Here is a 25,703-nt window from a genome sequence, read left to right on the forward strand (position 1 = left end):
GGTTTACTCCGGGAATTTCGAAACGATGATGAACATGACGGTGCCTGCAAGCAGGGTCACCAGCGAATAGGTGTAGAGTACCAGCAGGAAGGGCTGGAACAGCATCAGGAAGCCCAACCCGATCAGCACGGTCGCGATGGTTTCCATCGGGCCGCGGCGCAGGAAGAACGGCCGTTTCGGACGGGCAGGGGTGGGTGTTTCGATCAGATGGCTCATTTGCGGACGGCTCCGAAGGTGATGCCGCGCAGCAGTTGTTTGCGCAAGAGAATGGTGAAGACGAGGATCGGGATCAGGAAGATCGTCGTACCGGCCGCGACCGCCGGCCAGTCCTGTCCGCCTTCGCCGATGATCGTCGGGATGAAGGGCGGCGCGGTCTGGGCCTCGCCCGAGGTCAGAAGAGCAGCGAAGGCATATTCGTTCCAGGCGAAGATCAGGCAGAAGATCGCGGTCGCGGCAATGCCCGTCGTTGCCTGCGGCAGCACGACCTTGCGGAAGGCCTGCAGTCTCGTATAGCCGTCGATCATTGCCGCTTCCTCGTATTCGCGCGGGATCTCGTCGATGAAGCCCTTGAGCAGCCACACGGCGAGCGAGACGTTGACGGCGGTGTAGAGCAGGATCATGCCCAAGGCCGTGTCGGACAGGCCGAGCTCGCGATACATCAGGTAGATCGGGATGGCGACGGCAATCGGCGGCATCATGCGCGTCGACAGAATGAAGAACAGCAGGTCGTCGGCGAGCGGCACCTTGAAGCGGGAGAAGCCGTAGGCGGCGAGCGTGCCGAGAAAGACCGCGAGGAAGGTGGAGCCGAAGGCGATCACCAGCGAATTGACGAAGCGCGGCACGAAGTTCGACGGGCCGGCAATCACCATGTTGCGCTTGCGCGTGACCTCATCGCAGGCGCCGGCCGGCGCCGGCAGCGAGGCGATATAATCGGGCGTCTGCCGCGTGCGCGTGGTGAACAGGTTGCAATAGCCTTCGAGCGACGGCGTGAAGACGATCTTGGGGGGATAGCTGATCGAATCCGGCGGCGACTTGATGCTGGTCAGGAAGATCCAGACGAGCGGAATGAGGGTGATCAGCGCATAGACGACGACGATGGTGCCGGCGATGCGCTTGCTGGACAGGCTCGGTTCGACGACCGAATGGGCTGAGTTGGCGGCGCTCATCGTTGCTTCACCTTGTTCAATGCCTTGACGTAGATGTTGGCGAGGCCGAACACCGCGACGAAGAGGATGATGGCGAAGGCCGAGGCCCGACCGGTCGCCCAGCTTTCGAAGGCGGCGCGTTTCAGGGTGATCGAGGCGACCTCTGTGACCGAACCCGGCCCGCCGCCGGTGAGCAGCGTCACCATGTCGAACATCTTGAAATTCTCGATGCCGCGGAAGAGCACGGCGAGCATGATGAAGGGCAGGGCCATCGGCACGGTGATCGACCAGAACTGGCGCCACGGCGAGGCACGATCGACCTCGGCCGCCTCGTAGATATAGTCGGGGATGGAGCGCAGGCCGGCGAGGCAGATCAGCATCACATAGGGCGTCCACATCCAGGTATCGACGATGACGATCGCCCATGGCGCCAGCGAGACATTGCCGAGCATCTGGATATCCGATGTCGGAATGCCAGACACCAGCGACACGGCATAGGCGAAGAGGCCGATCTGCGGCTCGTAGAGGAAGCGCCAGAAATTGCCGACGACGGCGGGCGACAGCATCATCGGGATCAGGATGATCGTCGTCCAGAAGGCATGGCCGCGAAACTTGCGGTCGATCAGATAGGCGAGCGTGAAGCCGATCACTGTCTGCAATACGATCGTCCAGAAGACGAAATGCGCGGTGGTCTGCATCGCCTGCCAGATATCGGGATCGTTGAGGACGCGCTGGTAATTTCCGAAGCCGACGCCCAGGACCGGCGCATTCGGCCGATTGGCGCGGTAATTGGTGAAGGAGAGATAGACTGCCCAAAGCAGCGGGAAGATGTTGATCGCCAGCAGCAAGGTGATGGCAGGCGCAATGAATAGCCAGGCGATCGCCCTGTCGGAGAGGCCACGGACGCGCCGGGCGACCGAGACCGGCGTTGCCCTGGCTGTCGCGTCGGCTGCCTTCTCGACGATGGAGGATTGGGAAATAGTCAAGTTTTCACCTGGTCTTTTTGGGTACGGGGCTTTTGGGATATGAGAGATCTGGCGGCCCGGCTCGTCTGCCGATCCGGGCCGCCACCCTGTCGAGGATGGCGCGCATCAGGGATGCCACGCGTCAGATCTTGCCGTCGTCCTTGAAGACGTCGCTCCAGTCTTTCACCAGACCGTCGAGCGCTTCCTTGGCGGTGCCATTGCCGGCGACCGCGTAGTTATGGACGCGCTTCTGCATGGCCTGCAGCAGCGAGGCGTAGCTCGGCTCGGCCCAGAAATCCTTGACGATCGCCATCGAGTCCAGGAAGGCCTGGGCATAGGGCTGGCTCTTGGCGAAGCCCGGCGCGTTGACGACGGAGTTCAGGCAGGAAAAGCCGCCGAGTTCCCACCATTTGGCCTGCACATCGGGCTGTGCGAACCACTTGATGTATTGCAGGGCGGCATCGCGCTTGTCGGAATAGGAAACCACCGAGATGCCCTGGCCGCCGAGTTGGGCGAAATGCGCCTTTTCAGCTGGATTGGGGAAGAAGCCGATCCTGTCGCCGCCGACCTTCTCGTCCTTGTAAAGGCCGGGCCAGGTGAAGGCGAAGTTCATCTGCATGGCGACCTGGCCGGATTTGAAGGCGTCGGCGGATTCGACCATGTAGACGTTGGAGCTGCCGGGCGGGGTGCAGCAATCATAGAGCGACTTGTAGAATTCGAGGCCCTTGACCGCGTCGTCCGAGTTGACGAAGCCTTCCATGTCATAGGGCTTCTTCGGGTTCTCGTACTGGAAGCCCCAGTCGTAGAGGACGTTGGTGACGCCCATGGTGATGCCTTCGGAGCCGCGCTCGGTATAGATCGAGGCGCCGTAGACGGTCTTGCCGTCGATCTGACGCTTCTGGAAGAACTCGGCGATCTGCTTCAGTTCGTCGTAGGTCTTCGGCGCTGCGAGATCGTGGCCGTATTTCTCCTTGAATTCCTTCTGCAGTTCCGGCTTTTCGAACCAGTCCTTGCGGTAGGTCCAGCCGACGACGTCGCCCATGGCGGGCAGCGCCCAGTAGTTCGGGGTGTTCTTCGGCCATTCCGAGTAGCCGACGACCGTCGCCGGCACGAAGTCATCCATCTTGATGCCTTCCTTGTCGAAGAAGTCGTTGAGCTTGACGTAGTGGCCATTCTCGGCCGAGCCGCCGATCCACTGGCTGTCGCCGATGATGAGATCGCAGAGCTTGCCGTGGGAATTCAGCTCGTTGAGGAAGCGATCGGCATAACTCGTCCAGGGAACGAATTCGAACTTCATCTGCGTGCCGGTCTTGGCGGTGAAATCCTTCGACAGCTCGACGAGCGCATTGGCGGGGTCCCATGCGGCCCAGCACAGCGTCAGTTCATCGGCTTTGGCGAGATTGGGCAATGCCGACGACATGACGAATGCCGTGGCCAGCCCGAAAAGGGCTTTCGATGTTTTCTGCATAAGTTCCTCCCAGAACCAAGGGCCGGCTCCCCGCCGGCGTCGCATGTTCACCCACTTCAGAGAATGCTCACATGAACTCCTCAATCATCATGTTTAGCAATATGTTTAGTGATATCTATTTTTATAAACATTGCAAGCGCCAATCGTTGCTGCAATGCGACAGGTGTCGCACCACATCGGCGGATAGTTTTGGGGCCGATCTTTTCGGCAGATCTCGAAAAATTCTTTGGCGAGCGTACCGATGCAGCGACATCTGGCCTCGCTGCGACATGGATCGCACGGTATGGACTGCGCGCCGCTCCTGTTTTTCCCCGGAACGGATCAAGCTTGGCCTCGCTTCGGCGGGGCCTTTTTCTTGAATCCTTTCTTGGGATCGATAGTGGCCAGCTATCCGGCTGCATCGGGAATATTCCTGCGTAGTGCGAGATTTAGCCTTTCCGGCCGGATGCAACGGGCGTATTCAGCCAGTGCGCGGCTTTCCATGTCCGCGCTCCTCAGCGCGGCAGATCTTCGATCGGCTTCCTTCCCGTTTCCCTGCCGCGTCATCCGGAATTTTCATTGGCAGATCGATGACCACGGCAGAGACGAGCGAGAATGGGCAAGAGGCGGCGAGCGGCCGCCAGGCAAAGATCGTGGCGCTGGTCGTTGCCGTCTCCTTCTTCATGCAGATCCTCGACGGCACGATCGTCACCACCTCGCTGCCGCAGATGGCGGCGAGCTTTAACGTGCAGCCGGTGTCGATGAGCATCGGCATCACCGTCTACATGCTGACGATGGCCGCCTTCATTCCGCTGTCCGGCTGGCTCGGCGATCGGTTCGGCGCGCGCCGCATCTTCCTGATGTCGATCGCCGTCTTCACCGGCGCCTCGCTGTTCTGCGGGCTGTCCGGCAGTCTTGCGGAATTCGTGCTGTGGCGCGCCGTCCAGGGCGCAGGCAGCGCGCTGATGACGCCGGTCGGGCGCATCATCGTGCTGAAGAACGCCCGCAAGTCGGAACTCGTCCAGGCGATCGCGCTGATTACCTGGCCGGCGCTGACGGCGCCGGTGCTCGGCCCGGTGCTCGGTGGCTTTATCACCACCTATGCCAGCTGGCACTGGAACTTCCTGATCAACATCCCGATCGGCATTCTCGGCATGGCGCTGGTGCTGCGCTTCGTGCCGGAGCAGCGCGAGACCAATCCCGGTCGTCTGGATTTCCTGGGCTTCATCCTGAGTGCCGCCGGGCTGACCTTCCTGCTCGCCGCGCTGGAACTCTCGGTCAAATGGGACGGCGGGCGTTTGCCCATCATATCAATGCTGGCGGCGGGCATCGTGCTGTCGGTCATGGCGACGCGGCATTTCCTCGCCGTCGACAATCCGCTGCTCGATCTTTCGGCTTTCCGCATCCAGACCTTCTCGATGTCGACACTGTCGGCGGGCACGGCCTGCCGGATGGCGATCAATGCGACGCCGTTCCTACTGCCTCTGCTGTTCCAGCTCGGCTTCGGCCTGAGCTCGATTGCCGCCGGCACCTATCTGCTCGTCTATTTCCTCGGCAATTTCAGCATGAAGGCGGTGACGACGCCGCTGCTGCGCTTCTTCGGCTTTCGCACCGTGCTTGGGGTCAACGGGCTGATCGCGGCGCTTTCGATCGTCGCCTGCGGTTTCCTCTCGCCGGAGACGCCGCCGTTTTTCATCCACGCGCTGCTTTTTCTCGCCGGCCTTTCGCGGTCGATGGAATTCACCGCGTTGAACACGCTCGCCTTCGCCGATATCGGCCCGGCGCAGCGAAGCTCGGCCTCGACGCTGTCGAGCATGCTGCAGCAAGTGTCGATGCTGCTCGGCGTGGCTGTGGCAGCGGCCGTGCTCAACATCGCTTCGGCCCTCAGGGGCGCCGACAATCCCGCTCTTGCCGATTTCCGCTGGGCTTTCGTCGTGGTCGGCGCGATCGGCATCGTCTCGTCGCTGCGCTTCCTGCAATTGCCGGCAGAGGCAGGGGCCGAAGTATCCGGCCATCGGAAATTCCAGAAAAATTAGCTTATCCGCGGAACCAATCGGGCGGCTTAGCGTTTATGCATCTCATTTCAGGTTTTTCGTTTCCCCATCTAAACAGCTTCCAATGGGGAGCCTCCCCAGGCCAGGATCATGTTCTGAAAATGCCGGCTTCCCGACATCCTCCTTCCATTCCGCCTGGGACAAGAGCGAGGGATAACCGCTGTTTACCCCAAGCGGCCAATGCAATACGACATTGCCATGCGGACGACTCGGACGCTTGCGGGCGGTCGTCGCTGCGAGAGAACGCCGGGAGACGGAATGAATAATTCTAGCGGCGATGCGGATGCCCTGATCCACATCCTCTATATCGACGACGACGAGGGGCTTGCCCTACTGATGCAGAAGAACCTGCTCCGGCGTGGTTTTTCGGTCGAGTGGGCCGAGAGCGGCGCTGCCGGGCTTGCGAGACTCGGCGAAGGCGGTATCGACGCCGTCGTGCTTGATCATGTCCTGGCTGGCGAGACCGGCCTCGACATTCTGCCCAGCATCACGGCGATGCCGGATCATCCGCCGGTCATCTATGCGACAGGTTCGGACGATACCAGCATCGCGGTCGCGGCGCTGAAGGCCGGCGCCGACGATTACATGCTGAAGGGGATCTCAGCCGATTATTTCGACCTGCTCGCCGCCGCCCTCGAACAGGCGCTGGAGCGGGCGCGTTTTCGCCGCGAGACGGCGCAGGCGCAGGAGGTGATCCGCCAGCAGCGCGACCTTGCCGAAATGCTGCTTGCCGAAGTCAATCACCGTATCGCCAACAGCCTCGGCCTCGTCGGCGCACTGATCCGCATGCAATCCTCGATGACCACGGACCAGGTGGCGATCGACGCGCTGCACGAAACGCAGATGCGCATCAACGCCATCGCCAGCGTGCACCGCCGGCTCTATACCAACAGGCAGGTCGGCTCGGTGCAGGTCGATGAATATCTGGACAGCCTGCTCACCGAACTCGAAACCTCGATGCGCGACGACAAGCGGCCGCACCGCATCGTGCTCACCGCGCAGCCGGTCAATCTGGCGACAGACAAGGTGATCACGCTCGGGCTGATCGTCAGCGAACTCGTCACCAATGCCTTCAAATATGCTTATCCGGACAGCGTGCCGGGTGAGATTCGCGTCATCGTCGACCAGACGGACGACGCATTGCGCGTCGTCGTCGAGGATGACGGCGCCGGTTTCGACCCGTCGAGCCCGGCCAGGGGAACCGGTCTCGGCACACGCATTCTGACGGCAATGGCCGCCAGCCTGAAATCGGATTTCGCCTATGACCCCGGCCACAACGGAACCAAGGCGACGCTGGTGTTTTCGTTGCATGAGGGGAAGTAGGGGATTTCCCCCGTCCGGCACTGAGTTTGCCGCCCCCTCATCCGCCTGCCGGCACCTTCTCCCCGCTGGGTAGAAGGGGAAATGAGGCGCCGCCGCAAGTCTCTTCTCCCCTCGGGGAGAAGGTGGCGGCAGCCGGATGAGGGGGCCTCACGGCACGCCGTTTACCCTATATCTACAACAGCTTGCAGGCGCCGCATTAACAAGCCTAACGCAAGGGGAGAGGAAACATGGCGACGATCCGCACACCGAAGGAAGTGTATGATTTCTGGTTCGTGAGATGCGGCCGGGAGCTGTGGTTCCGCGCGACGCCTGACCTCGATGCGGAGATCAGCACGGTCTTTCGCGATACCCATCTTGCCCTTGCCGCGGATGTTGGCGCCGAATGGCGGGCGGATGCGGAGAGCCGGCTGGCGGCTGTGATCGTGCTCGACCAGTTTCCCCGCAACATCTATCGCGGCACGCCGCTTGCCGTTGCGACCGACGGGCTGGCGCTTCGCGAAGCCAAACTCGCACTGGCATCCGGCGCCGACCTGGTCGTAGAAGCCGCGTGCCGCACCTTTTTCTACATGCCCTTCGAACATGCCGAAGACCTTGGCGAACAGGAGCGATCGGTGGCGTTGTTCACCGCGCTTGGCGATGAAGAATATCTCGATTATGCGATCCGCCACCGCGACGTGATCGCTGCCTATGGCCGCTTTCCGCACCGCAATGCCATGCTCGGGCGGGAGTCGACGGCGAGGGAATGCGACTATCTCTCCAAGCCCGACGCCGGTTTCTAAGCCTTTCCAGGGAGCTTCCGCCTTTCTGTCGCCTTTCTTTACTAAGACAAGCTGGCATTCTATTCCGATGACAACCTTTCCCGGAGGCGCTTTTGCGGCTGAGACCGATCCTGCTTCGCACCATTCTTCTGCTGACGCTGGCGGTTGCCGGCGTGCATTTCAAGGGTGCTGCGGCCTTGGCGCAGGAGCCGCAGGCACCGGCGTCCGCGCAGGCGCCGCTTGCCGATACGCCGCTCGACCAGGCGACGAAGGAGATCGACAAGGCGAAGGTCCAACTGACGGCGCTTCAGGACGGCGTCAAGCAGAATGCCGACAATGACGATGCCCTGGTCGGGCTTGCGACCAAGGCCGATGAGCTCAGCCGCGCCGTCATCACCATATCGGTCAATCTCAGGCCGCGTTTCGACCAGATCAAGAACCGGCTTGCCGAGATCGGCGATCCACCGAAGGACGGGCAGCCGCCGGAGGCCGAGATCGTCACCCAGGAGCGTAACGCGCTCGCCGCCGAGCGCGCGCAGATCAACGCGCTGACGGGCGACGCCGAAAACCTGTCGATCACGGTGACGAAGCTCGTCAACGAGATCACCGAGATGCGGCGGCGGCTGTTTGCCGATACGCTGCTCAGGCGTACCGAGATTTCGGTCTCGGTGCTCGACGATGCCGGCAGCGCCTTTGTGCACGAGGCCAGCGAATTCTCGCAGGCCCTGTCGAGCTGGGCCACCTTCGTCTGGAAATTCAAGCGTTTCCCGATGTTTGCCGCGATCTTCCTGTCGCTTGCCGCGGCCCTGATCCTGCTCTCCGGCAGCTACCGGCTGTTCGGCTCCTACCTGCAGCGCGACGAGGCTGTCGAGAACCCGTCCTATATCGGCCGGCTGTCGATCGCCTTCTGGTCGACGTTGATCCGCACCCTGGCGCTCTCGGTGCTGCTCGTCACCTCGTTCTTTTTCCTTAACGGGTTCAATGTGCTGAGGCCCGACATCGCACCTGTCATCGGCGCGCTGTTCGGGGCGATCGGGCTCGTCTATTTCGTCGGCCGCTTCGTCAATGCCATCTTCGCACCGCACGAACCGCGCTGGCGCCTCGTTCGGCTTTCCAATCTCGGCGCGCGCTCGATCGGCTACTGCTTGCTGGCGATGGCGATCGTCAACGCGCTTGATTATCTGTTCGGCACGATCGGCGAGGCGATGGGCTCGCCGCTGGTGCTGACCGTGGTCAGAAGCCTGATCGCCGCGCTGATCATCGGCCTGATCCTGATCGCGGTCTCGTTCGGAAAACCGATGCTGGCGAAGAACGGTGATCCCGATGCGCCGGGAAGGCATTGGCCGCGCGGCATGGCGATCATCCTGCGGGTCGTCGGCACCGCCCTCATCCTCACCGCGCTCACCGGTTATGTCGGGCTGGCGCGCTTCGTCGCCACGCAGCTCATCATCACCGGCGCGGTGGTCGTCACCATGTATATCGGCCTGCTTTCCGGCAAGGCGATATCAAGGCAGGAAAGCTTCGGCGACACCTTCTTCGCAAGCTTCCTGACGCGCCGTTTCAAGCTCGGGCCGGTGGCGATCGACCAGGCCGGCCTGCTTGTCGGTCTTGCCATCTATGCGGTGGCGCTTCTCGTCGGCATCCCGCTGATCCTGCTGATGTGGGGCTTCCATGTGCAGGACCTGCAGATTCTTGCCTATAGGCTATTCACCGAGGTCAGGCTCGGCGGTATCAGCATCTCGCTGCTCGGCATCTGCACCGGCATTCTCTTGTTTGCCGGCGTCTACCTGCTGACGCGCTGGCTGCAGCGCTGGCTCGACGGCAATGTCATGGCCAGAAGCCATGTCGATCTCGGCGTGCGCAATTCGGTCAAGACGGGCATCGGCTATCTCGGCGTCGGCATCGCGGCGATCATCGGCGTTTCGGCGGCCGGCATCGATCTGTCGAGCTTCGCGCTCGTCGCGTCCGCACTTTCGGTCGGTATCGGTTTCGGCCTGCAGAACATCGTCTCCAACTTCGTCTCCGGCCTGATCCTGCTCGTCGAACGGCCGTTCAAGGTCGGCGACCATGTCGTTTCCGGCACGGCTGAAGGCATCGTCAAACGCATTTCGGTGCGCGCTACGGAGATCGAGACCTTCCGCAAGCAGTCGATCATCGTGCCGAATTCCGAGTTGATCAACGGCCTCGTTGGCAACTGGACACACCGCAACAAGATCGGTCGCTCGGAAATTCCGGTTTCCGTCGCCTACAACGCCGATCCGCAGCAGGTGATGGACATCCTGCTGGAACTGACGGCCAAGATACCGCTCGTCATGCGCAATCCCGAGCCGCATGTCGAATTCCTGCGCTTCGGGCCCTATTCGCTGGATTTCGAGCTGCGTTTCTTCCTAGCCGACATGGGCGACGGCATGGCGGTGCGCAACAATCTCAGGATCGAGATCCTTAAGCGCTTCAGGGCCGAGGGCATCGAGATCCCGCTGCCACAGACCGATCTTACCATCCATCGAGAGGCTCGTCCCGCGCTTGCCGATGCGGGCAGGGATCAACCCAACGAGCAGGAAAACTCGGCGGACACGCCCATGGAGGAGGAAGAGCAGCCGGTGCGGCAATTGCGCAGCAAGACGGCAGACGGCAATCGGAAAGGCTGAACGGGTCATTCAGCCATCATTCACAGCTATATGTGCATGATCTCCACTATCGGGATCGCTGCCGGGGGCAGCACCGATCGTTCGAGGGGAGGGCGCGCCAGCGCCGCCGCACATGATGGCAAGATTTGCCGCCGTTCTGCTTGTCCCGCTGCTTGCCGCACCCGCGGCTGAAGCGGCATCCATCACCAACACCGATCCAGCCGCCGTCGTGCTCGTCATCACCGAGAGCGGCCAGCGCGTCGAGGTTGTGGTCGATGCCGGCGCTTCGGAAAACCTCTGTGCTTCCGGCTGCTTCATGACGACGCCCGACGGCGACCGCATCGGGCTCGACGGCGGCGAGACGATCGACATCGTCAAGGGCTCGGCCGTCGTCAAGTAGCGCCTGTCCCGACTAATGCGCTCAAGCTTCTCCGGGATTGGGAACAGGTTCCGGCCGGGCAACAACCGGGCGCGTCAGCCGCGTGATGGCGAAGAATGCGGCAACGGCGACGGTGCTGAGCAATGCAGCGATCGATAGTGACCATGATACGCCGAGATAGCCCATCAGGAAGGCAAGCGCGAACGGCGCCATCGAGGAGACGACGAGACGAACCGACATGATTTGTCCTTGCCGCCGGCCGTAGCCATCGCTTCCGAAGAGCGCGAGCGGCAAGGTTCCGTAGACGATGCTGTTAAGCCCCGAGCCGAGGCCGAAGACGACGGCGAAGACCAGCGCACCGGGCACCGAGGGTGCGGTGGCGATGAGGATGACAAGGGCTGTCGGCAGCAGGATGGCGCAGATGATCGCGAGCATCACTTGCGACAAGCTCTCGCCAAAGACCATGTTGATGAGGCGGCTCAGCACCTGTGACGGGCCGAAGAGCGTTCCGACCACCACTGCCATGGCGCCGAGGCCGAGGGCCGACATCACAGGCACCATGTGAACCAGAAGCGCCGAGTTCACGAAGCTTTCCAAAGCAAAGCCTGTCACCATCAGGATAAAGGCCAGCCTGCGCACCGACGGCGGAAGGCTCGGCTCGACGCGTTTTGCGGCCTCCTCTCCGGTCCGTCCCCTGGTTTGGCTGACGCCACGGGAGAGCCAGGCATGAATGGGAAGGCAGACAACGAGATTGAGCGCGGCGAAAATCAGATAGACGTTCTGCCATGAGAGATGCGCATGCAGCGCCGTGGTGATCGGCCAGAAAATGGTTGAGGCGAAGCCGGCGATTAGGGTCAGATAGGTGATGCTGCGCTGGGCGACCTGCGGCCTGATCTGCACGAGCAGGGCGAAGGCTGCGCCATATTGCACCAGGTTCGAGGCGATCTCGATGCCGATCAATGCCGCGACGAAAGCGATCTTTCCCGGCGCGAAGGCGCAGGCGACGAGGGCGGCGGCGGCAATCGCCGAGCCCGACGTCATGATCCTGCCTGCGCCGAAGCGATCAATCCACGTGCCCATGAGAGGTGCGGCCAGACCGCCGATCAGAAGGGCCACAGAGAGCGCGCCGAAGATCCATTCCGATGACCAGCCCAAATCACGGGCCATGTCGGGGGCGAGGATGCTGAAGCTGTAATAGAGCGATCCATAACCGATGATCTGCGTCAGCCCGAGCGCGGCAATGGCCGCTACCGGTGGTCGTTCGGTGCTGATTGTCATAGGGATCTGAGGCTCACGCGCTGTTCGAGCTTTTCGGCTTCTTCCTTCCTCTCGCTGTAGCGGTCGGTCAGATAGTTCGAGGCATCACGGGTCAGCAGCGTGAACTTCACCAGTTCCTCGCAGACGTCGACGACGCGGTCGTAATAGGACGAGGGTTTCATACGGCCGTCCGCGTCGAATTCTTGGAAAGCTTTTGCAACCGAGGACTGATTGGGAATTGCGATCATCCGCATCCATCGTCCAAGAATGCGGAGCTGGCTTACCGCATTGAAGGACTGGGAGCCGCCAGAGACCTGCATCACCGCCAGCGTCTTGCCTTGCGTCGGCCGAACCGAGCCGACCGACAATGGAATCCAGTCGATCTGCGCTTTCATGATGCCGGTCATCGCGCCATGACGTTCGGGGCTGACCCACACCTGGCCTTCAGACCATGCCGACCATTCGCGCAACTCCTGAACTTTGGGGTGGCTCGCCGGCGCCGCATCAGGCAGCGGCAGACCTTCCGGATTGAAGATGCGCACTTCGCAGCCGAAATATTCGAGCAGCCGCGCGGCCTCCTGTGCGAGGAAGCGGCTGTAGGACACTGCTCGCAACGAGCCATAAAGGATCAGGATGCGCGGCTTGTGCGTCGAGAACGCCGGCCTGAGCGCGTCCATATCCGGTTGACGCAGATGCATCGGTGATATGGCAGGCAAATCAGACAATGCGCTTGCCTCCGGCATCGAGCACCTTCTCGCCGTCTTCCTTGGTGAAGGCGCCCTGATGCGTTTCCGGCAGGATTTCGAGAACAAGTTCCGACGGCCGCGACAGACGCGTGCCGAGCGGCGTGATGACGAAGGGCCGGTTGATCAGGATCGGGTTTTTCAGCATCGCGTCCAGCAATTGCTCGTCGGTAAGATCAGGGTTGTCGAGGCCGAGCTCCGCATAGGGCGTGCCCTTTTCGCGGATCGCCTCGCGAACACTCAAACCTGCATCCGCAATCATCTTGATTAGCTGGTCGCGCGACGGTGGGTTTTTCAGATATTCGATAACGTTGGGCTCAATGCCGGCGTTCTGGATCATCGCAAGCGTGTTGCGCGAGGTGCCGCATTCGGGGTTGTGATAGATCGTAACATCTATGGTCATGAGGCGGATTCCGTCTTGGTGAGAGTTTCAGGATCGCGGGCTTCCATCAGCAGCCATCCCGCAAGCATCAGCGCCAGCAAGGCGCCGAGGACTTCAGCGGCGATAAAGCCCGGTAGATCGATCGGGCGGATGCCGGAAAAGGTGTGCGTCAGCGATCGAGCAATCGCGACGGCGGGATTGGCAAAGGACGTGGAGGCGGTGAACCAGTAGGCGGCGGTGATATAAAGGCCGACCAGCCATGCCACGGCATCGGCGCGAAAGCGCACACCGGCTAAGATGACGAAGACGAGGCCGAAGGTTGCCGTCACTTCAGAGAGCCATTGCGCGCCGCCGGTGCGCACGGTTTCCGAGGCCTGCAGCACGGGAAGGGCGAACATCGCATGAGCGAGCATCGTTCCGGCAATGCCGCCGACGATCTGCGCGGCGATATAGGCGGGAACGGAGGAGGCAGGCAGTTCGCGCCGGAGCGCAAACACCAGCGACACGACCGGATTGAAATGAGCCCCGGAAATCGGGCCTAAGATCGTGATCAGGACGACGAGGATTGCCCCCGTTGCCAGCGTATTGCCGAGCAGCGCAAGCGCCGTATCGTCCGTCAGGCTATCCGCCATGATGCCCGAGCCGACGACGGTTGCTACGAGCAGCAGCGTGCCGAGCGCTTCGGCGACCAGTCGTCGAGACGGGGGAAACATCGGCGCGCTCATGCCGGCAGGCTCCGGACCATCAGGGCGGCCGATGCCGGGCACAGACTTGCGGCCTGCCGCGTCGTCAGGATCTCGGCCGGCGCTTCATCGCGGGTGATCGGACGAAAGCCGAGCGATTGAAAGAAGGAGGCGGCTGTTTCTGTCAACAGATAGGCGGCAGTGGCGCCTTTCCTTTGTGCCTGATCGAGCAGGCTAAGGGTGATCGCATGGCCGAAGCCAAAGCCTTGCTGATCGGACAGCACGACAATGGAACGCAGGAGTACAGTCTCGCCATAGAGTTCCAGCCCGCCGAAGCCGACCGTCTCGCCGCCACGTGAAAACCGATAGAAGCTTCGGCCGGCGTCTGTGAGGTCATCGACCGGAAGCCCGGCGCCTGCGAGCGCGCCGCGAAGTCTGTCGTCGTGCCCTTCCAAGGCCTGCTGGTTCAATTCGAAACCCATCAGCTCGCCTTGGGCTGTTTAATGCTGGCGCCTTCCATTGTGCCGATCTGGCGCAGGTGCGATTCCAGGGCGAGCTTGTCGATCGAGGAAAGAGGCAGGCTCAAAAAGGCGCTGATCCGGTTCTTGAGGAAGCGGGCGGCCTGCGCGAAAGCGCGGCCTTTGTCGACTTCGCTGCCCTCGACGACAGCGGGGTCCTCGACGCCCCAATGGGCGGTCATCGGATGACCGATCCAGACGGGGCAAGCCTCGCCGGCAGCGCTGTCGCAAACCGTAAAGATGAAGTCCATCTCCGGAGCGCCCGGCTCGGCGAATTCGTCCCAGCTCTTTGAGCGGAAGCCGACTGTTGGGTAGCCCTGCGCCGCAAGCTCCTTCAGCGCATAGGGATTGACTTCACCCTTCGGCTGGCTGCCGGCCGAATAGGCCTTGAATCGACCCTTGCCTTCGGTCTCCAGGATGGATTCCGCCAGGATCGAGCGGGCAGAATTACCCGTGCAGAGAAAGAGCACATTGTAAATGCGGTCAGGGGTCATTGCAATTTCTCCTTCATTTTAGGGGTACAGCAGGCCGCAACCTCCGCGGCAGGTGCGCAGATTTCCGGATGCCCGGAACAGCAATCTTCCATCAGAAAGCGAACCAAGCCACCAAGTGCCTCGTAGTTCGCGGTGTAAATGATCGATCGGGATTCACGCTGTTGCGCGATCAACCCCGACCGTTCCAGCTCTTTCAGATGGAAGGAGATATTAGAGGGCGAGACCTCCGCCTTCTCAGCGATCGCGCCTGCCGCCATGCCGTCGGGACCCGAAACCACGAGCATGCGGACGATGTGAAGGCGGGTTTCCTGCGAGAGCGCGCCGAATGCGATGAGGGCTTGACGTTGATCCATATTTCAATAATCCTTGAATCATTGAAACGAGGATTAGCGCAAATGAACGTCATCGACAACAGCAAAATTCAAGAGAACGAAATCGATCTCGGCCTGCTGCTCAGTGTGCTTACCGGCGCCAAGGATTCTCCGCTGATTTTCTATTACGACGGCAAGGCGGTAAAGCCTGGCTATCATGTCACCGAGGTCAAGGCGGGCCAATTCTCGGCGTTGGATTGCGGCGCCAATCCTGAAGCGTGGGCGGAAATCTTCATCCAGCTCTGGGATATCGAGGAAGGCGACCGCACGCATATGCCGGCCGGCAAGTTCCATGCAATCATCCGCAAGGTTTCCGATCATGTGCAACTGGATGGTTCGGCGAAGCTGACCTTCGAAGTCAGCGACGGCGTGCGGCCAATGCAGCTTTATTGCGCAGCGATGCCGGTTCTCCGTGCCGGCGCCGTCCATGTTACGCTTTCGCCGCGGCCGGCAAGCTGCAAGCCGCGCGATCGCTGGCTGGCACAGGAAAACAGCAAGGCGGCGGCCTGCTGTGGGCCGCAAGCGGCAACGAGCGGCTGCTGCGCTTGAGGACACAGGAGATCGCGCGGCAGGGCAGGGTGGCGGCGAGATCAGAATCATATTGACTGACCACCAGTCAGTCATAGGTGCATTTCCTGCGGGCGCTGGGTTTGCCGTCAGGCATTGATTGAGGGCTGGGTATCCCACCATCTGAGCACCCGCATCGCCCGGAGCGTCACCCACCGCGAGGGCTTGCCTTGCCCATCATCGACCTCGAACCACACCCGACCTGCGGGGCTGTCGTCGAGCGGCCAACTGCCGTCCTGCAAGCGTCTGGAACGAAGGTGGTCAATTGCCTCGCCGAGGCGCGGATCGGGGTCGGTGCCGGCCAGGATTGCGCTGGAGCGGAAATAATCGAGCGCGCGCAAAATGTCGTAGCGCCAGCGGTTCGGATGCAGGAGGCGCAGGAAGCGCTTGTCGGCCGGCTCGCCGGTGCCAAGGCGGCGGAAGAGGTTGCGGGCCAGCAGAAACTCCTCACCCGTCCTGCGCGCCTCTCGAGACCGATGCGTGCCGCCGGTCGCTCTCTGGTATTCCAGCAAGCCTTCCAGCACGTTGATGGTGCTGGCGAAAGACGAGCGGACGGAGCCGTTGATCCGCTCGCAGTTCCAGCCGCCGTCGTCGAGACGCTCGCCGGCCAGCGTGTCGACGATGGGCGAGACGTCGATCCCAAAATAGGCGCCGTCGGCAACGGTGCGGCCGTTGATGCACTCCTCGACTCCGCCTTCCCAATAGGGTTGGCCGCCCTCTTCCCAACGGGCGTTGGCGCCGATCAATTCGACGGTGCGCCTGGCGCAGCCGCAGGCGGGATCGAGACCGAACTCCCGCAATTGCGACAGCGAGAAGGTTGTGGCCGTCCACGGCTGGCCATGCTCCTTCCACTCGCGCGGGTCGAAATCGGCGGGCAGGAAGGCGCCGCCTGCCCATTGCCCGTCCTCGTCCTGGCAGGAGAACAGCCTGGCGCCCCAGCCCTCGGTCTCGATTTTGGTTCGCTCGGCCATCCATTCCCGCTCCGGGGCGTCAAGCAGGTCGCGCATCACCTGCCACCGGATCGACGGGTCGGAGTCGAGAAGCCATTCGATCACCGGATCGGATTGGATCATGGGGCGAACCTGTCGGCGAGTGGGGGTGGATGGTTTGTTATAATCGCTTCGGCCAAGCGGTGCCACCCGAAGGGGTGCGCGGGAAATCGTCTAAATCCGACATGGTCGCGGCAAGCGCTGGCGCTTGCCATGTTGCGGCCGGACTAGGCCAGGGAAGGCACGAAGTTGAAGATCGAAATCCCTCGGGTCGACCTATAATGCGACGGTTGTCGGCGAAAGCGCGTTCGATGCCGAGAATGCGCGCTTCGCGCCTGATTTCTTAATCATATCCGCAAAGAAATCGGAGGCGACCCCATCGGGCCGCCTCTTCATTTATATCTGGGCGCGCCGATTAATAATTATTCAAATCAATTGATGTATCAGTTTGATCCGGGGACAGATTTTACATCAAAGGTTTGCTATGGCGTTTCTAGGTATTTCGGGGATGCAATATTCCGGGGAAATGTTTGCCGGTGCGCGTATTATTGTCGCGGAAGATTCCAACGTATTCACCTCGATGATCAGCAAACGCCTCAAGGAGCTGTTCGACATCGATGTCGAGATCTGCCGCAGCTTCGAGGATCTGCAGGTTTCCTACGACAAGTCTTCCGATCCGATCACGCTTGCGATCTCGAACATCAATCTGCCCGGCGCCGAAAACGGCGAGGCGCTCGAATATCTGGTCGATCTCTCCATACCCACAATCGTCTTCACCGGCACTTTCCATGAAAAGATGCGCGACAAGCTGATGGCCAAGGATATCGTCGACTATATCCTCAAGGACAATATCTTCGCCGTTGATCTGCTGGCGGAATCGATCTGCCGCTTCCTCACCAATCATCGCCACCACGTGCTGATCGTCGACGATAGTGCGACTGCGCGCGCCCTGCTGTCGAGCCGGCTGAAGCGCTACAATTTCCGTGTCAGCGTCGCCGAGAGCGGCGGCAAGGCGCTGGAAATCCTGAAGGCCAACCGCGATATCGGCCTTGTCATCACCGACTACAATATGCCCGACATCGACGGCTTCGAGCTGACGCGGCGCATCCGCGCCAATATCGGCTCGCACGAGCTGCGCATCATCGGGGTTTCCTCCTCTTCGAACCGGCTGCTTTCGGCACGATTCCTGAAGGCCGGCGGCAATGATTTCATGCTGCGTCCCTTCATCGACGAAGAGTTCTACTGCCGCGTCAACCAGAACCTCGATACGCTGCTGCAGATTCAATCGATGCGCAAGGAGCGGGCGGTTGCCTGACGGCTCTTCCAGTATCGGTATCGCCAGGGGGCCGGATATCACGGTCGGGGACAGTCGCAGAATTTCTGCAATTACAGGTAATGTCGCCGTTATTTGTCCCCTTCACGCGCACACGCCTCTCGGTTATCGTCCCCGCCGGGGAAAGGGCCGAGTCGAGCCCATCGGACGCATCGGGGAGTAGGGGCTGTGGCTTTTCAAGCGGATTTCCAGCGAGATGGCATCGGGCTGCGCTCCGGCGGGCTCAAGATACTTCTGGTTGAAGATTCCCGGATGTTTTCCGCCGTTCTCTGTCACCGGTTCCAGACAGAGCTCGGCCTTGCGGTCAAATCCTGCCCGTCTCTCAAGGCACTTCGCAAGGAACTTGCCGACGACGGTCACGGCTACACCATGGCCGTCGTCGATCTCAACCTGCCGGATTCGCCCTATGGTGAAGCGCTCGACTGCACGATCGAGCACGACATCCCGGCGATCGTCTTCACCGCGACATTCGATCTCAACACGCGCAACAAGATTATGGAGCGCAACGTCATCGATTACGTGCTGAAGGACAATGAATTCGCACTCGACAATCTGGTTGCCACCGTCCGGCGGGCGATCTCCAACCGCAAGACGCGGGTGCTGGTCGTCGACGATGTCGTCTCGGCGCGCCAGGTGCTCGTCGACCTGTTGAAGGCACAGCAATATCTCGTCGTCGAGGCAAATTCGGGGCTTGAGGCGCTGGCAGCGCTCGAGGCCTACAGCGATATCGAACTCGTCGTCACCGATCACCACATGCCCGATATGAGCGGCTACGAGCTGACGCGGCGCATCCGCCATCGTTTCGGTTCGGACAGGCTGCGAGTCATCGGCGTTTCCTCCTCCAACGACCGCATGCTTTCGGCGAGTTTCCTCAAGGCCGGCGCCAGCGATTTCGTTTACCGGCCCTTCGTTGCCGAGGAACTGCAATGCCGCATCGCCAACAACGCCGAAACGCTGGCGCAGATGCGGCAGCTGAGGGCGGCGGCGGCCTGCGACTACCTGACTGGTCTCTATAACCGCCGCTATTTCTACGACAATGGCCCGAAGCTGGTGAATGAGTGCCTGCGGCTGAAGGTGCCGAGTTCCGTCGCCATTCTCGATATCGACCATTTCAAACGGCTGAACGACACCTATGGCCACGAGATCGGCGACAAGGTACTGAAGGCTGTCGCAAACAGGCTGTTTACGATCTTCGAGGGCAGCGACAATCTTCTGTCGCGGCTCGGGGGCGAGGAATTCGCCATCCTCTTTCCGCAGATGGATTCCGCTGCCGCCACCAAGCTCTGCGACGAGATCCGCTCGGACATTTCGCGACTGAAGGTCACGGCCGACGACGAGGAACTGGGCGTTACGATTTCGATCGGCATTGCCGAGATCGGCGGTTACGAGACCTTTGAGAATTACCTCAACGCTGCCGACCAGTTCCTCTACATGGCCAAGCACAGGGGCCGCAACCAGGTCTATTCCGACGCCAGGATGACGGAAGAGGCGGCGCAGTAGGCCGCTTCTAGTCTCCCGCCATCATCCTCGGCCTTGTTGCCGAGGATCTGCTGAGTATCAGCCGGTGGTAGATGCTCGGGGCAAGCCCGAGCATGACGTCGTTGATATCTCAGGCCGCAACCGCCTGGCGTGCGGTCGCCATGGTCATCTTGCGCTCGGCGCGCTCCTGCTGCGGCGAGCGATGGTAGAGTTCCCGATAACACTTGGAGAAATGCGAGGCCGAGACGAAGCCGCAGGCGACGGCGACCTCGACGACTGGCATCGAGGACTGCACCAGGAGGTGGCGCGCACGGTCGAGGCGGATTTCCAGATAGTAGCGGGCCGGTGAGCGGCCCATCTCCTGGCGGAACAGCCGCTCGATCTGGCGGCGGGAGAGGCCGGCGCCATCGGCGATCTCGATCAGCGACAGCGGCTCGGCGAGATTGCCTTCCATCAGCTCGATGATCGACAGCACCTTGGCGTTCTGAACGCCGAGGCGAGCGCGCAGCGGCAGGCGCTGGCGATCGTGCGGGTTGCGCACGCGGTCGGTCAGATGCTGCTCGCAGATACGGTTGACAAGGCTTTCGCCGAAATCTTCGCCGACGAGGTTCAGCATCATGTCGAGCGAGGCGGTGCCGCCGGCGCAGGTGTAGAGATTGCCGTCGATCTCGTAGAGATCGGCATAGACCTCCGCCTGCGGGAAGGCTTCCGAAAAGCCCGGCAGGTTTTCCCAGTGGATGGCGCAGCGCTTGCCGTTCAGGAGGCCGGCCTGGGCAAGCACATGCGCGCCCGTACAGAGGCTGCCGACGGCAACGCCGCGATTGTAGCATTCACGCAACCAGGCATTGACCGACTTGTTGTTGAACTGCTCGACATCGATGCCGGAACAGACAAGCACCATGCCCGGCCGATTTTCGCCGCCGAGATGACGGCGTTCCTCGGCAAGCGAGGAATTGGCCTCGACGCCGATGCCGCAGGAAGAATAGACCTTTTCTCCATCGACGGAGGTCAGCCGCCAGGTATAGGCCTGATAGCCGAGCATGCGATTGGCGATGCGCAAGGTGTCCACGGCCGCCGAAAAGGGCAGCATGGTGAATTGCGGTACCATAAAGAAGACTACCGAACGCTTCTTGATCTGCATCCTGTTCATAGCGAAATCCATGCTCGAGGGGCGATGACACATTCGTTGCGCGGAATGCGTCGCGCCGATGTCCTGAAAGCGACACTGGCATGGAAAAATGCGGCCGGGAAGAGCAAATATGCGACATCGCCCGCGATTTGGCTGGTCAAACTACCGGAATGGCCGCGGATAGGGCAGATGACGGGCTGATAGGCGACTGAAATTCAACGCTGAAAACAGGTCGAAAACACGGGGTCAAGAGACGAAAAAGGCGGCGTTGCACAACGCAGACGCCGCCCTTATTTTGGGAGGAATGTCGCATTCATTACATGGTCCGGTGTTTGCTGTCGTCCGTGCTCGGCCAGCCGATGTCCTTGCGAATGTCGAAGGGCATGGCTTCGATTTCGCGGGCCGTCTGCCAGCGCGTCCAGGCGAGCACGAGCTTACGGGCATAATGTGCCAGATCGAAGCGGCTTTCACTGGAGGTGAGGGACTTACCACCACCGCGATAGGTGAGCGTGGTCATTTTCCGGTTCCTTTCTTGGGTCAGGGGCATGGTCGTCAATGGGAGGTTCGTCCATGTCCATGATCCCAATATGGGCTTTGAAAACTCATCATTCAAACGAATAGAACTTATGGATAGCATCAGAGATATTGAATGATCGCGGTGCGCCCGGCGGTCGATGGCGACACCATTGTTATAGGATCAGTCCAAAATGATCTTTTCACCGAAAAAATTGATACACCTTGTAGGTCACCCCTTTGTTTTCGCTATCATATTTGGTGCAGGGGTTGGTGAAAAATATCGAGCTATTTCATCAAATAACTCCCTCGGTTTCGTGCAAAAGCATTCTCCGGTTCTGCTTCTGAAGGTCTCAAAGCAGGCCTGAATCGCTTTTTTTTTTGATGCGGTTGGGCACCGTTTCATAGGGCGCATCCGCCGGCGGAAAGGATGCCGGCACCAACTACTTGGAACTCTGCAGCCAACGAGGACTTTCTCGATACGAATTGCGGCTTCAAAATCGCATTCAGTCGCGCCGGTAAATATCAAATGGTTTAAATATCAAAGGGTTAGAGCCACGCCATCGGTCGCGCCATTAGCGCTTCGCCAACTCCCAGCCCAGCGAATTGAGACTTTGCTTAGGAGAAAGAGACATCGCCGATTTAAGCCGTCTATTTGGAGCGGATGCAACAAGTGGGGCGTGGAGCGGTTTGCAAGTCTGCGATTCGGACGGGATGGCTACTGACCGAGCGCTGCGCTCTCTGAGTCGTAATCCTTCTGGATAAAATCGGTCTGGATTCCCCACCCCGGACTCGGACCCGGCTCGATGAACGACACACCTTTCGCAGTGTAGTGGCGCATCAGCTTTTCGACGCTCACGATGCCAGCGGTTCCGTTCTCTGCCTTGAAGATTGACTTCGGGCTTACCCCGGAATCGGCAGCGACCTCGGCCTGCGTCTGACCAAGGAGTAGCCGTGCAGCTAAGAGAAGACGGGGCGGCGGTCTCATGTAGGATTGAGTGTCATCAAATCCTTCACCGCGCAAATAATAGTTGACACGTACCATTCCATGGCACAAAAAAGCTTCCGATCGGTCAAAAAGTACCATTGAGTCGCATTATGAGGCCGCGGCGATGCTGTCGCGGACGAATCGATGTCAACGAGGGATGACCATGTTCCAATGGATAGACAGCCAAGCGACAGAGCGCCTGCTGGAGGACATTCGCCGAGCGAATGCGGGCGAAATCGAAAGGGGCAGCATTGCCAATGCGCCATTACTGGATAGCTATCGGGCCGTTCTCGGACGCGCCTACGCGCTATCGGGGATCGTGAGCGGCCATCCCCGTCTTCACGACGGCAAGGAGATCATAACCAGTCAGCTCTTCTACTTGGATCCCGATCGCGGCATCGCGCGGACGATGAACAACTGGTATCGCCTGTCCAAGCGCGATCAGGGCAGGGGGAACTAGCATGCAGTTCGTGAATGCGAAGGCCCGAAACGAAAAGCTTTCAAAGGATACAGGTGTTTTCCTAGCAGGTTGTGGCTTGGTTCGTGCCACGAGAGCGATCGGCCGACTGCGGTATGGCGTCAATGGCTTCCTGATCTTCGTTGTTCCTCAGGGATATCGCACTGAGGAATACGAAGCAGCCGCCTTTGCGATCATCGGTGCTGCACGCGATGACTGGGTGGATAAAGAGGTCAGAGTGCGCCTCGCGAACCCCGCCCGGAAGAAGGGCGCTCCCCATATGCTGGTATCGATATTCAATCTGAAGGGCCTCGACATACTGATCGCCAGAGATATCGCAGAGGTTCCGAAAGACGTGCGCTTCGCGGCCACCGCAGTATTGTTTGTCGAGCCACCGACAGCACAGCACATCAACGCCGTCCGGCGCCTTTCAGGTAAAGCGCCGTTCTCGGACAGCGTTGCAACCATGTTGATCAAGCGGCCTCAGAACGTCTTGCTAGCGGCGGTTCTGAAGCCAACTTTTACCGAAGATAAGATTCAAGAGATCGACGGTTTCGACACGCTGGAAACTGACGGCCCCAATCTGTTCGACCTGCCCGGTTACGATGAGGTTAAGCCCTGGGCGAGGGATCTGATGGAGAATGTATCTCGCTGGCGTCAACGGACGCTGGAATGGAAGCTCGCCCGAGCCGGAGTATTGGTTTCGGGACTACCCGGTACGGGCAAGACTCTATTCGCTTCCGCGCTTGCAACCGCCCTGGGGATGAGGCTGGTTTCCACAACGGTCGGCGCCTGGCAATCGACCGGCACGTTGGATGATATGTTGGCGGCGATGCGAACGACTTTCCAGAACGTGAATGACGCAAAGGGCGCCGTACTTTTCATCGATGAAGTCGACGCAATTGGTACGAGGCTGGCCCGTCCTTCCGGACATCACGGCGATCAATATTGGCAGGTGGTTGTCACAGATTTCCTGACCCTCCTGTCGGGCCTTGGGGAGGGAGTCATAGTGGTGGCTGCCACGAACTACCCCGACTGGATCGATTCCGCGATCCTGCGTGCCGGAAGGATTGAGGACCATTTCACCCTTTCGTTGCCGAACAAACTGACGCGTGCGGAAATTCTGAACCATCATACTGGTGGTGTCCTGCCGCTCGAATCCTTGGTTGATATTGCCGAGGATCTCGATGGGAAGGCGGGTGCGGATCTCGAACGCCTGGTTCGAGATGCTCTAAGGACAGCAAGGAGTGAAGATAGGGAACTTGAGCTGCGTGACCTGGAAGCGCAGCTTCCGGAAAAGCTGCGCTATACGCCGGAGCAATGCCTGAGGCTCGCGGTCCATGAGTCCGGACATGCGTTGGCAGCACTAGCGCTCGGGCATGCGACCGGTGCGATAATCGAGATCAAGGACAGTTTCGATCCGAGCTTGGACGGATTCCTCGGTGGGACAACCACGTACGATCTGGTCCCGGACTACTTCCCAACCGCCACGACTTTGCGCAACCGGATAGCGGTGAGCCTTTCCGGGATGGCTGCAGAGGTTGCGGTGTTTGGAGACCCGTCCATCGGTTCTGGCGGCACGATTGGCAGCGATGTCGAGCGAGCAACGGCTGTCGCTCGGCGGATGGTTGGATCTTACGGTTTGGGCAAAACGCCAGTCTTCATGGGCACCGTCAAGGAACTCGCCGACAAGCCTCTGCCCGAACGGCTGGAAGTGGAGGTCTCGCAGATTATCGGAGAGGAGTACGAGCGCATGCTTTCAATGATGACGGAGGAACGCGAGCGAGTCCTTGCACTGGCAGCCGATGTGGTGACCCATCGTATGGTGAAGATTGAGCGCGGTGGATTGGCGAAGGCGGCTTAAATCCGTCGACACACGCCACCTGGGAGAGGTGATCTCGGCGGGACCGCGACGTCGATGGTGACCACTTTGGCACTGCGATGAATCCTAGATGAGTTCGCAGGCAACCATGTCGGAGGCCGATATGCCAAACGATGAAAAGAACGATGAGGGCAAAGCTGGCAACGTCGGCCCGACTAATAAATCGGAGCACGGCGGCGAAAGGCTCGGTGCAGCACCGTCGAAAACAGGACTCGAGTCCCGCCGGGTCGGACGCAAAATCGTGGGTCAAGGCAAACGCAGAGAACCCCTTAGGAAGCGGGCTGTAGACCCAGACTAGATAAATGGCTCAAGCAAAAGCGGTTGCGCACCGGCTGGATCCGGATGAGCCTTTCGTGGAGGATTCAAATCCAGGGGGGTGGGATGCTCGATATGTCGCGGATCCTACGCGCCCCAGGCCTGTGAGTGGGACAAACCAACCCTTTTCCATTGAACTGGTCCCCGCCATGTGGTGTGCTGACGCCAAATCGCGTTTCGACAGATGCGAATCTGATCGGTCACGTCCTCGCAAGAGCGGTCTCAAAAACGGAGGCTGGCATGCCACACGATGAAAAGGACGATGCGGACGTCAGAAACTGCCGCTGGCAAACCCTGTAACGCTACCCGACTCGAAAAGCTCAAGCGAATACTTCATCAAAGTTGGGTCAATTTCGAGGAATACGCCAAGTTCATAGCCGCAAACGTGTTCGGGATGCGTGACACCGCCGTCCCCACTGTAGATTTCGTTTCTTTCGGGAGGCGTAGTCAAAATGGCGAGCCGTTCGCGATCCAGGGCTTTTTCCGCACGTGGACGTCTAAATTTCTTCATCTCTATCGCTACGAGATTGTCACGCGGAGCAAGTTCGCCTCGGCTGTGCACGATGATGTCTGTGACGATCACGATGACTTTCTCGTTCCCGTTTTTAATGGTTTTCAACTGGCCATTCTGCTTTCGATTGTAATCTACGTCAGCGTAGTATCCTTGGAGATGCTGCCGTTCTATCCCCCGTTCAAGCTTCATTGCCAAACGCCCACACCAAGCACGCTCGGCGGCGTTGCTTGCAATTAACGCGCGTTCCTCCTTCAGGAACTCATTCAATGCCCGACTAAACATCTCACGCAATGCACTCACGGCGATCCTCCCTTCGGCACAAAACCCGTTATATTTAATTGAACCATGCACGACCGATCCAAGTCTCGCAAAGCTCTTTGCATCTGCCACT

At 60.2% G+C, this 25,703-nt stretch carries 27 protein-coding genes; 10 read left to right on the plus strand and 17 right to left on the minus strand.

Annotation, left to right across the window (positions count from 1 at the left end; translation table 11 throughout):
• Window positions 1-3: 3 nt before the first annotated feature.
• From C3Y91_RS30590 to C3Y91_RS30610, 5 genes are all read right to left on the minus strand, one after another.
• The gene (locus C3Y91_RS30590; protein ID WP_024322137.1) at window positions 4-216 is read right to left on the minus strand and encodes a hypothetical protein; all 213 of its coding nucleotides are present in this window, start codon (window positions 214-216) and stop codon (window positions 4-6) included.
• Window positions 213-1,166 (minus strand): carbohydrate ABC transporter permease, encoded by a 954-nt coding sequence (locus C3Y91_RS30595; RefSeq protein ID WP_024322136.1) that lies wholly within the window; start codon window positions 1,164-1,166, stop codon window positions 213-215. The genes C3Y91_RS30590 and C3Y91_RS30595 overlap by 4 nt, the downstream gene beginning before the upstream one ends.
• Window positions 1,163-2,131, minus strand: coding sequence for a carbohydrate ABC transporter permease (locus C3Y91_RS30600; protein WP_024322135.1), 969 nt, complete (start codon window positions 2,129-2,131; stop codon window positions 1,163-1,165). The genes C3Y91_RS30595 and C3Y91_RS30600 overlap by 4 nt, the downstream gene beginning before the upstream one ends.
• Before the next feature lie 121 nt (window positions 2,132-2,252).
• Window positions 2,253-3,578 carry an ABC transporter substrate-binding protein gene (locus C3Y91_RS30605; protein ID WP_024322134.1) on the minus strand — a complete coding sequence of 442 codons (1,326 nt, stop codon included), beginning with the start codon at window positions 3,576-3,578 and terminating at the stop codon, window positions 2,253-2,255.
• A gap of 80 nt (window positions 3,579-3,658) precedes the next feature.
• On the minus strand, window positions 3,659-3,979 hold the full coding sequence (locus tag C3Y91_RS30610) for a hypothetical protein (RefSeq protein WP_155249528.1): 321 nt from the start codon (window positions 3,977-3,979) through the stop codon (window positions 3,659-3,661).
• 168 nt (window positions 3,980-4,147) lie between these two features.
• Here C3Y91_RS30610 and C3Y91_RS30615 point away from each other — a divergent pair, with 168 nt between their 5' ends.
• The 5 genes from C3Y91_RS30615 (at window position 4,148) to C3Y91_RS30635 (ending at window position 10,719) form a co-directional block, all read left to right on the plus strand.
• On the plus strand, window positions 4,148-5,593 hold the full coding sequence (locus C3Y91_RS30615) for an MFS transporter (protein ID WP_168576155.1): 1,446 nt from the start codon (window positions 4,148-4,150) through the stop codon (window positions 5,591-5,593).
• Between the two features lie 276 nt (window positions 5,594-5,869).
• The gene (locus C3Y91_RS30620) at window positions 5,870-6,934 is read left to right on the plus strand and encodes a sensor histidine kinase (protein WP_168576156.1); all 1,065 of its coding nucleotides are present in this window, start codon (window positions 5,870-5,872) and stop codon (window positions 6,932-6,934) included.
• A 227-nt stretch (window positions 6,935-7,161) separates the two neighbouring features.
• Window positions 7,162-7,713 (plus strand): DUF924 family protein, encoded by a 552-nt coding sequence (locus tag C3Y91_RS30625; RefSeq protein WP_168576157.1) that lies wholly within the window; start codon window positions 7,162-7,164, stop codon window positions 7,711-7,713.
• A 92-nt stretch (window positions 7,714-7,805) separates the two neighbouring features.
• Window positions 7,806-10,340 (plus strand): mechanosensitive ion channel family protein, encoded by a 2,535-nt coding sequence (locus tag C3Y91_RS30630; RefSeq protein ID WP_168576158.1) that lies wholly within the window; start codon window positions 7,806-7,808, stop codon window positions 10,338-10,340.
• Window positions 10,341-10,452: 112 nt separating this feature from the next.
• Window positions 10,453-10,719: a hypothetical protein gene (locus C3Y91_RS30635; RefSeq protein WP_017994411.1), complete on the plus strand. Its 267-nt coding sequence runs from the start codon at window positions 10,453-10,455 to the stop codon at window positions 10,717-10,719.
• 21 nt (window positions 10,720-10,740) lie between these two features.
• On the opposite strand, the gene arsK is transcribed toward C3Y91_RS30635, so the two are convergent.
• Genes arsK through C3Y91_RS30670 form a run of 7 tightly spaced genes read right to left on the minus strand, consistent with a single transcriptional unit; the run spans window position 10,741 to window position 15,128 of the window.
• Complete coding sequence (arsK, locus tag C3Y91_RS30640) at window positions 10,741-11,976, minus strand: arsenite efflux MFS transporter ArsK (RefSeq protein ID WP_130681931.1); 1,236 nt, start codon at window positions 11,974-11,976, stop codon at window positions 10,741-10,743.
• A complete protein-coding gene (gene arsH / locus C3Y91_RS30645; RefSeq protein WP_012757882.1) occupies window positions 11,973-12,698 on the minus strand; it encodes an arsenical resistance protein ArsH in 726 nt (241 codons plus the stop codon). Before arsH ends, arsK begins: the two co-directional genes overlap by 4 nt.
• Window positions 12,673-13,101: an arsenate reductase (glutaredoxin) gene (gene arsC / locus C3Y91_RS30650; RefSeq protein ID WP_033182206.1), complete on the minus strand. Its 429-nt coding sequence runs from the start codon at window positions 13,099-13,101 to the stop codon at window positions 12,673-12,675. Before arsC ends, arsH begins: the two co-directional genes overlap by 26 nt.
• Complete coding sequence (locus tag C3Y91_RS30655; RefSeq protein ID WP_062943711.1) at window positions 13,098-13,805, minus strand: aquaporin; 708 nt, start codon at window positions 13,803-13,805, stop codon at window positions 13,098-13,100. Before C3Y91_RS30655 ends, arsC begins: the two co-directional genes overlap by 4 nt.
• Window positions 13,802-14,245, minus strand: a complete 444-nt coding sequence (gene arsN2, locus C3Y91_RS30660; protein WP_075224899.1) for an arsenic resistance N-acetyltransferase ArsN2 — start codon at window positions 14,243-14,245, stop codon at window positions 13,802-13,804. Before arsN2 ends, C3Y91_RS30655 begins: the two co-directional genes overlap by 4 nt.
• The gene (locus C3Y91_RS30665; RefSeq protein ID WP_029870665.1) at window positions 14,245-14,775 is read right to left on the minus strand and encodes an arsenate reductase ArsC; all 531 of its coding nucleotides are present in this window, start codon (window positions 14,773-14,775) and stop codon (window positions 14,245-14,247) included. Before C3Y91_RS30665 ends, arsN2 begins: the two co-directional genes overlap by 1 nt.
• Window positions 14,772-15,128 (minus strand): ArsR/SmtB family transcription factor, encoded by a 357-nt coding sequence (locus tag C3Y91_RS30670; protein ID WP_003540616.1) that lies wholly within the window; start codon window positions 15,126-15,128, stop codon window positions 14,772-14,774. The genes C3Y91_RS30665 and C3Y91_RS30670 overlap by 4 nt, the downstream gene beginning before the upstream one ends.
• Before the next feature lie 42 nt (window positions 15,129-15,170).
• Between C3Y91_RS30670 and C3Y91_RS30675 the strand changes: the two genes are divergently transcribed.
• Complete coding sequence (locus C3Y91_RS30675) at window positions 15,171-15,695, plus strand: DUF6428 family protein (protein ID WP_130681927.1); 525 nt, start codon at window positions 15,171-15,173, stop codon at window positions 15,693-15,695.
• Window positions 15,696-15,802: 107 nt separating this feature from the next.
• On the opposite strand, the gene C3Y91_RS30680 is transcribed toward C3Y91_RS30675, so the two are convergent.
• Window positions 15,803-16,786, minus strand: coding sequence for a squalene cyclase (locus C3Y91_RS30680; protein ID WP_168576159.1), 984 nt, complete (start codon window positions 16,784-16,786; stop codon window positions 15,803-15,805).
• A 400-nt stretch (window positions 16,787-17,186) separates the two neighbouring features.
• Between C3Y91_RS30680 and C3Y91_RS30685 the strand changes: the two genes are divergently transcribed.
• A complete protein-coding gene (locus tag C3Y91_RS30685) occupies window positions 17,187-18,017 on the plus strand; it encodes a response regulator (RefSeq protein WP_024322123.1) in 831 nt (276 codons plus the stop codon).
• 186 nt (window positions 18,018-18,203) lie between these two features.
• A complete protein-coding gene (locus C3Y91_RS30690) occupies window positions 18,204-19,535 on the plus strand; it encodes a diguanylate cyclase (protein WP_018074553.1) in 1,332 nt (443 codons plus the stop codon).
• 109 nt (window positions 19,536-19,644) lie between these two features.
• Here the strand turns inward: C3Y91_RS30690 and C3Y91_RS38795 are convergent, their stop codons facing one another.
• The 3 genes from C3Y91_RS38795 to C3Y91_RS30705 all read right to left on the minus strand — a co-directional run bounded on the left by C3Y91_RS38795 (window position 19,645) and on the right by C3Y91_RS30705 (window position 22,243).
• Complete coding sequence (locus C3Y91_RS38795) at window positions 19,645-20,664, minus strand: GlxA family transcriptional regulator (protein WP_003540607.1); 1,020 nt, start codon at window positions 20,662-20,664, stop codon at window positions 19,645-19,647.
• Window positions 20,665-20,959: 295 nt separating this feature from the next.
• A complete protein-coding gene (locus C3Y91_RS30700) occupies window positions 20,960-21,160 on the minus strand; it encodes a hypothetical protein (protein ID WP_024322122.1) in 201 nt (66 codons plus the stop codon).
• Window positions 21,161-21,874: 714 nt separating this feature from the next.
• A complete protein-coding gene (locus C3Y91_RS30705) occupies window positions 21,875-22,243 on the minus strand; it encodes a helix-turn-helix domain-containing protein (protein ID WP_168576160.1) in 369 nt (122 codons plus the stop codon).
• Between the two features lie 58 nt (window positions 22,244-22,301).
• On the opposite strand from C3Y91_RS30705, the gene C3Y91_RS30710 reads away from it, so the two are divergent.
• Together C3Y91_RS30710 and C3Y91_RS30715 are read left to right on the plus strand one after the other, a co-directional pair.
• Window positions 22,302-22,604, plus strand: coding sequence for a DUF6634 family protein (locus C3Y91_RS30710; protein ID WP_168576161.1), 303 nt, complete (start codon window positions 22,302-22,304; stop codon window positions 22,602-22,604).
• 1 nt (window position 22,605) lies between these two features.
• Window positions 22,606-24,465, plus strand: coding sequence for an AAA family ATPase (locus tag C3Y91_RS30715; RefSeq protein ID WP_168576162.1), 1,860 nt, complete (start codon window positions 22,606-22,608; stop codon window positions 24,463-24,465).
• 604 nt (window positions 24,466-25,069) lie between these two features.
• Here C3Y91_RS30715 and C3Y91_RS30720 read toward each other — a convergent pair.
• Complete coding sequence (locus tag C3Y91_RS30720; RefSeq protein ID WP_168576163.1) at window positions 25,070-25,702, minus strand: hypothetical protein; 633 nt, start codon at window positions 25,700-25,702, stop codon at window positions 25,070-25,072.
• Between the last annotated feature and the right edge of the window lies 1 nt (window position 25,703).

Source organism: Rhizobium ruizarguesonis (assembly GCF_012349115.1).
GTDB lineage: Bacteria > Pseudomonadota > Alphaproteobacteria > Rhizobiales > Rhizobiaceae > Rhizobium > Rhizobium ruizarguesonis.

Bases quoted from the DNA above. Each gene is read 5' to 3' on its own strand.
- C3Y91_RS30595 (WP_024322136.1), bottom strand. From the start codon at position 1,166: ATGAGCGCCGCCAACTCAGCCCATTCGGTCGTCGAACCGAGCCTGTCC.
- C3Y91_RS30675 (WP_130681927.1), top strand. From the start codon at position 15,171: ATGAACGTCATCGACAACAGCAAAATTCAAGAGAACGAAATCGATCTC.
- C3Y91_RS38795 (WP_003540607.1), bottom strand. From the start codon at position 20,664: ATGAACAGGATGCAGATCAAGAAGCGTTCGGTAGTCTTCTTTATGGTA.
- C3Y91_RS30625 (WP_168576157.1), top strand. From the start codon at position 7,162: ATGGCGACGATCCGCACACCGAAGGAAGTGTATGATTTCTGGTTCGTG.
- C3Y91_RS30715 (WP_168576162.1), top strand. From the start codon at position 22,606: ATGCAGTTCGTGAATGCGAAGGCCCGAAACGAAAAGCTTTCAAAGGAT.
- C3Y91_RS30655 (WP_062943711.1), bottom strand. From the start codon at position 13,805: ATGAGCGCGCCGATGTTTCCCCCGTCTCGACGACTGGTCGCCGAAGCG.
- C3Y91_RS30590 (WP_024322137.1), bottom strand. From the start codon at position 216: ATGAGCCATCTGATCGAAACACCCACCCCTGCCCGTCCGAAACGGCCG.
- C3Y91_RS30610 (WP_155249528.1), bottom strand. From the start codon at position 3,979: ATGCAGCCGGATAGCTGGCCACTATCGATCCCAAGAAAGGATTCAAGA.
- C3Y91_RS30615 (WP_168576155.1), top strand. From the start codon at position 4,148: ATGACCACGGCAGAGACGAGCGAGAATGGGCAAGAGGCGGCGAGCGGC.
- arsC (WP_033182206.1), bottom strand. From the start codon at position 13,101: ATGACCATAGATGTTACGATCTATCACAACCCCGAATGCGGCACCTCG.
- C3Y91_RS30685 (WP_024322123.1), top strand. From the start codon at position 17,187: ATGGCGTTTCTAGGTATTTCGGGGATGCAATATTCCGGGGAAATGTTT.
- C3Y91_RS30700 (WP_024322122.1), bottom strand. From the start codon at position 21,160: ATGACCACGCTCACCTATCGCGGTGGTGGTAAGTCCCTCACCTCCAGT.
- C3Y91_RS30670 (WP_003540616.1), bottom strand. From the start codon at position 15,128: ATGGATCAACGTCAAGCCCTCATCGCATTCGGCGCGCTCTCGCAGGAA.
- C3Y91_RS30705 (WP_168576160.1), bottom strand. From the start codon at position 22,243: ATGGTACTTTTTGACCGATCGGAAGCTTTTTTGTGCCATGGAATGGTA.
- arsN2 (WP_075224899.1), bottom strand. From the start codon at position 14,245: ATGGGTTTCGAATTGAACCAGCAGGCCTTGGAAGGGCACGACGACAGA.
- arsH (WP_012757882.1), bottom strand. From the start codon at position 12,698: ATGCCGGAGGCAAGCGCATTGTCTGATTTGCCTGCCATATCACCGATG.
- C3Y91_RS30710 (WP_168576161.1), top strand. From the start codon at position 22,302: ATGACCATGTTCCAATGGATAGACAGCCAAGCGACAGAGCGCCTGCTG.
- C3Y91_RS30620 (WP_168576156.1), top strand. From the start codon at position 5,870: ATGAATAATTCTAGCGGCGATGCGGATGCCCTGATCCACATCCTCTAT.
- C3Y91_RS30665 (WP_029870665.1), bottom strand. From the start codon at position 14,775: ATGACCCCTGACCGCATTTACAATGTGCTCTTTCTCTGCACGGGTAAT.
- arsK (WP_130681931.1), bottom strand. From the start codon at position 11,976: ATGACAATCAGCACCGAACGACCACCGGTAGCGGCCATTGCCGCGCTC.
- C3Y91_RS30680 (WP_168576159.1), bottom strand. From the start codon at position 16,786: ATGATCCAATCCGATCCGGTGATCGAATGGCTTCTCGACTCCGACCCG.
- C3Y91_RS30635 (WP_017994411.1), top strand. From the start codon at position 10,453: ATGATGGCAAGATTTGCCGCCGTTCTGCTTGTCCCGCTGCTTGCCGCA.
- C3Y91_RS30605 (WP_024322134.1), bottom strand. From the start codon at position 3,578: ATGCAGAAAACATCGAAAGCCCTTTTCGGGCTGGCCACGGCATTCGTC.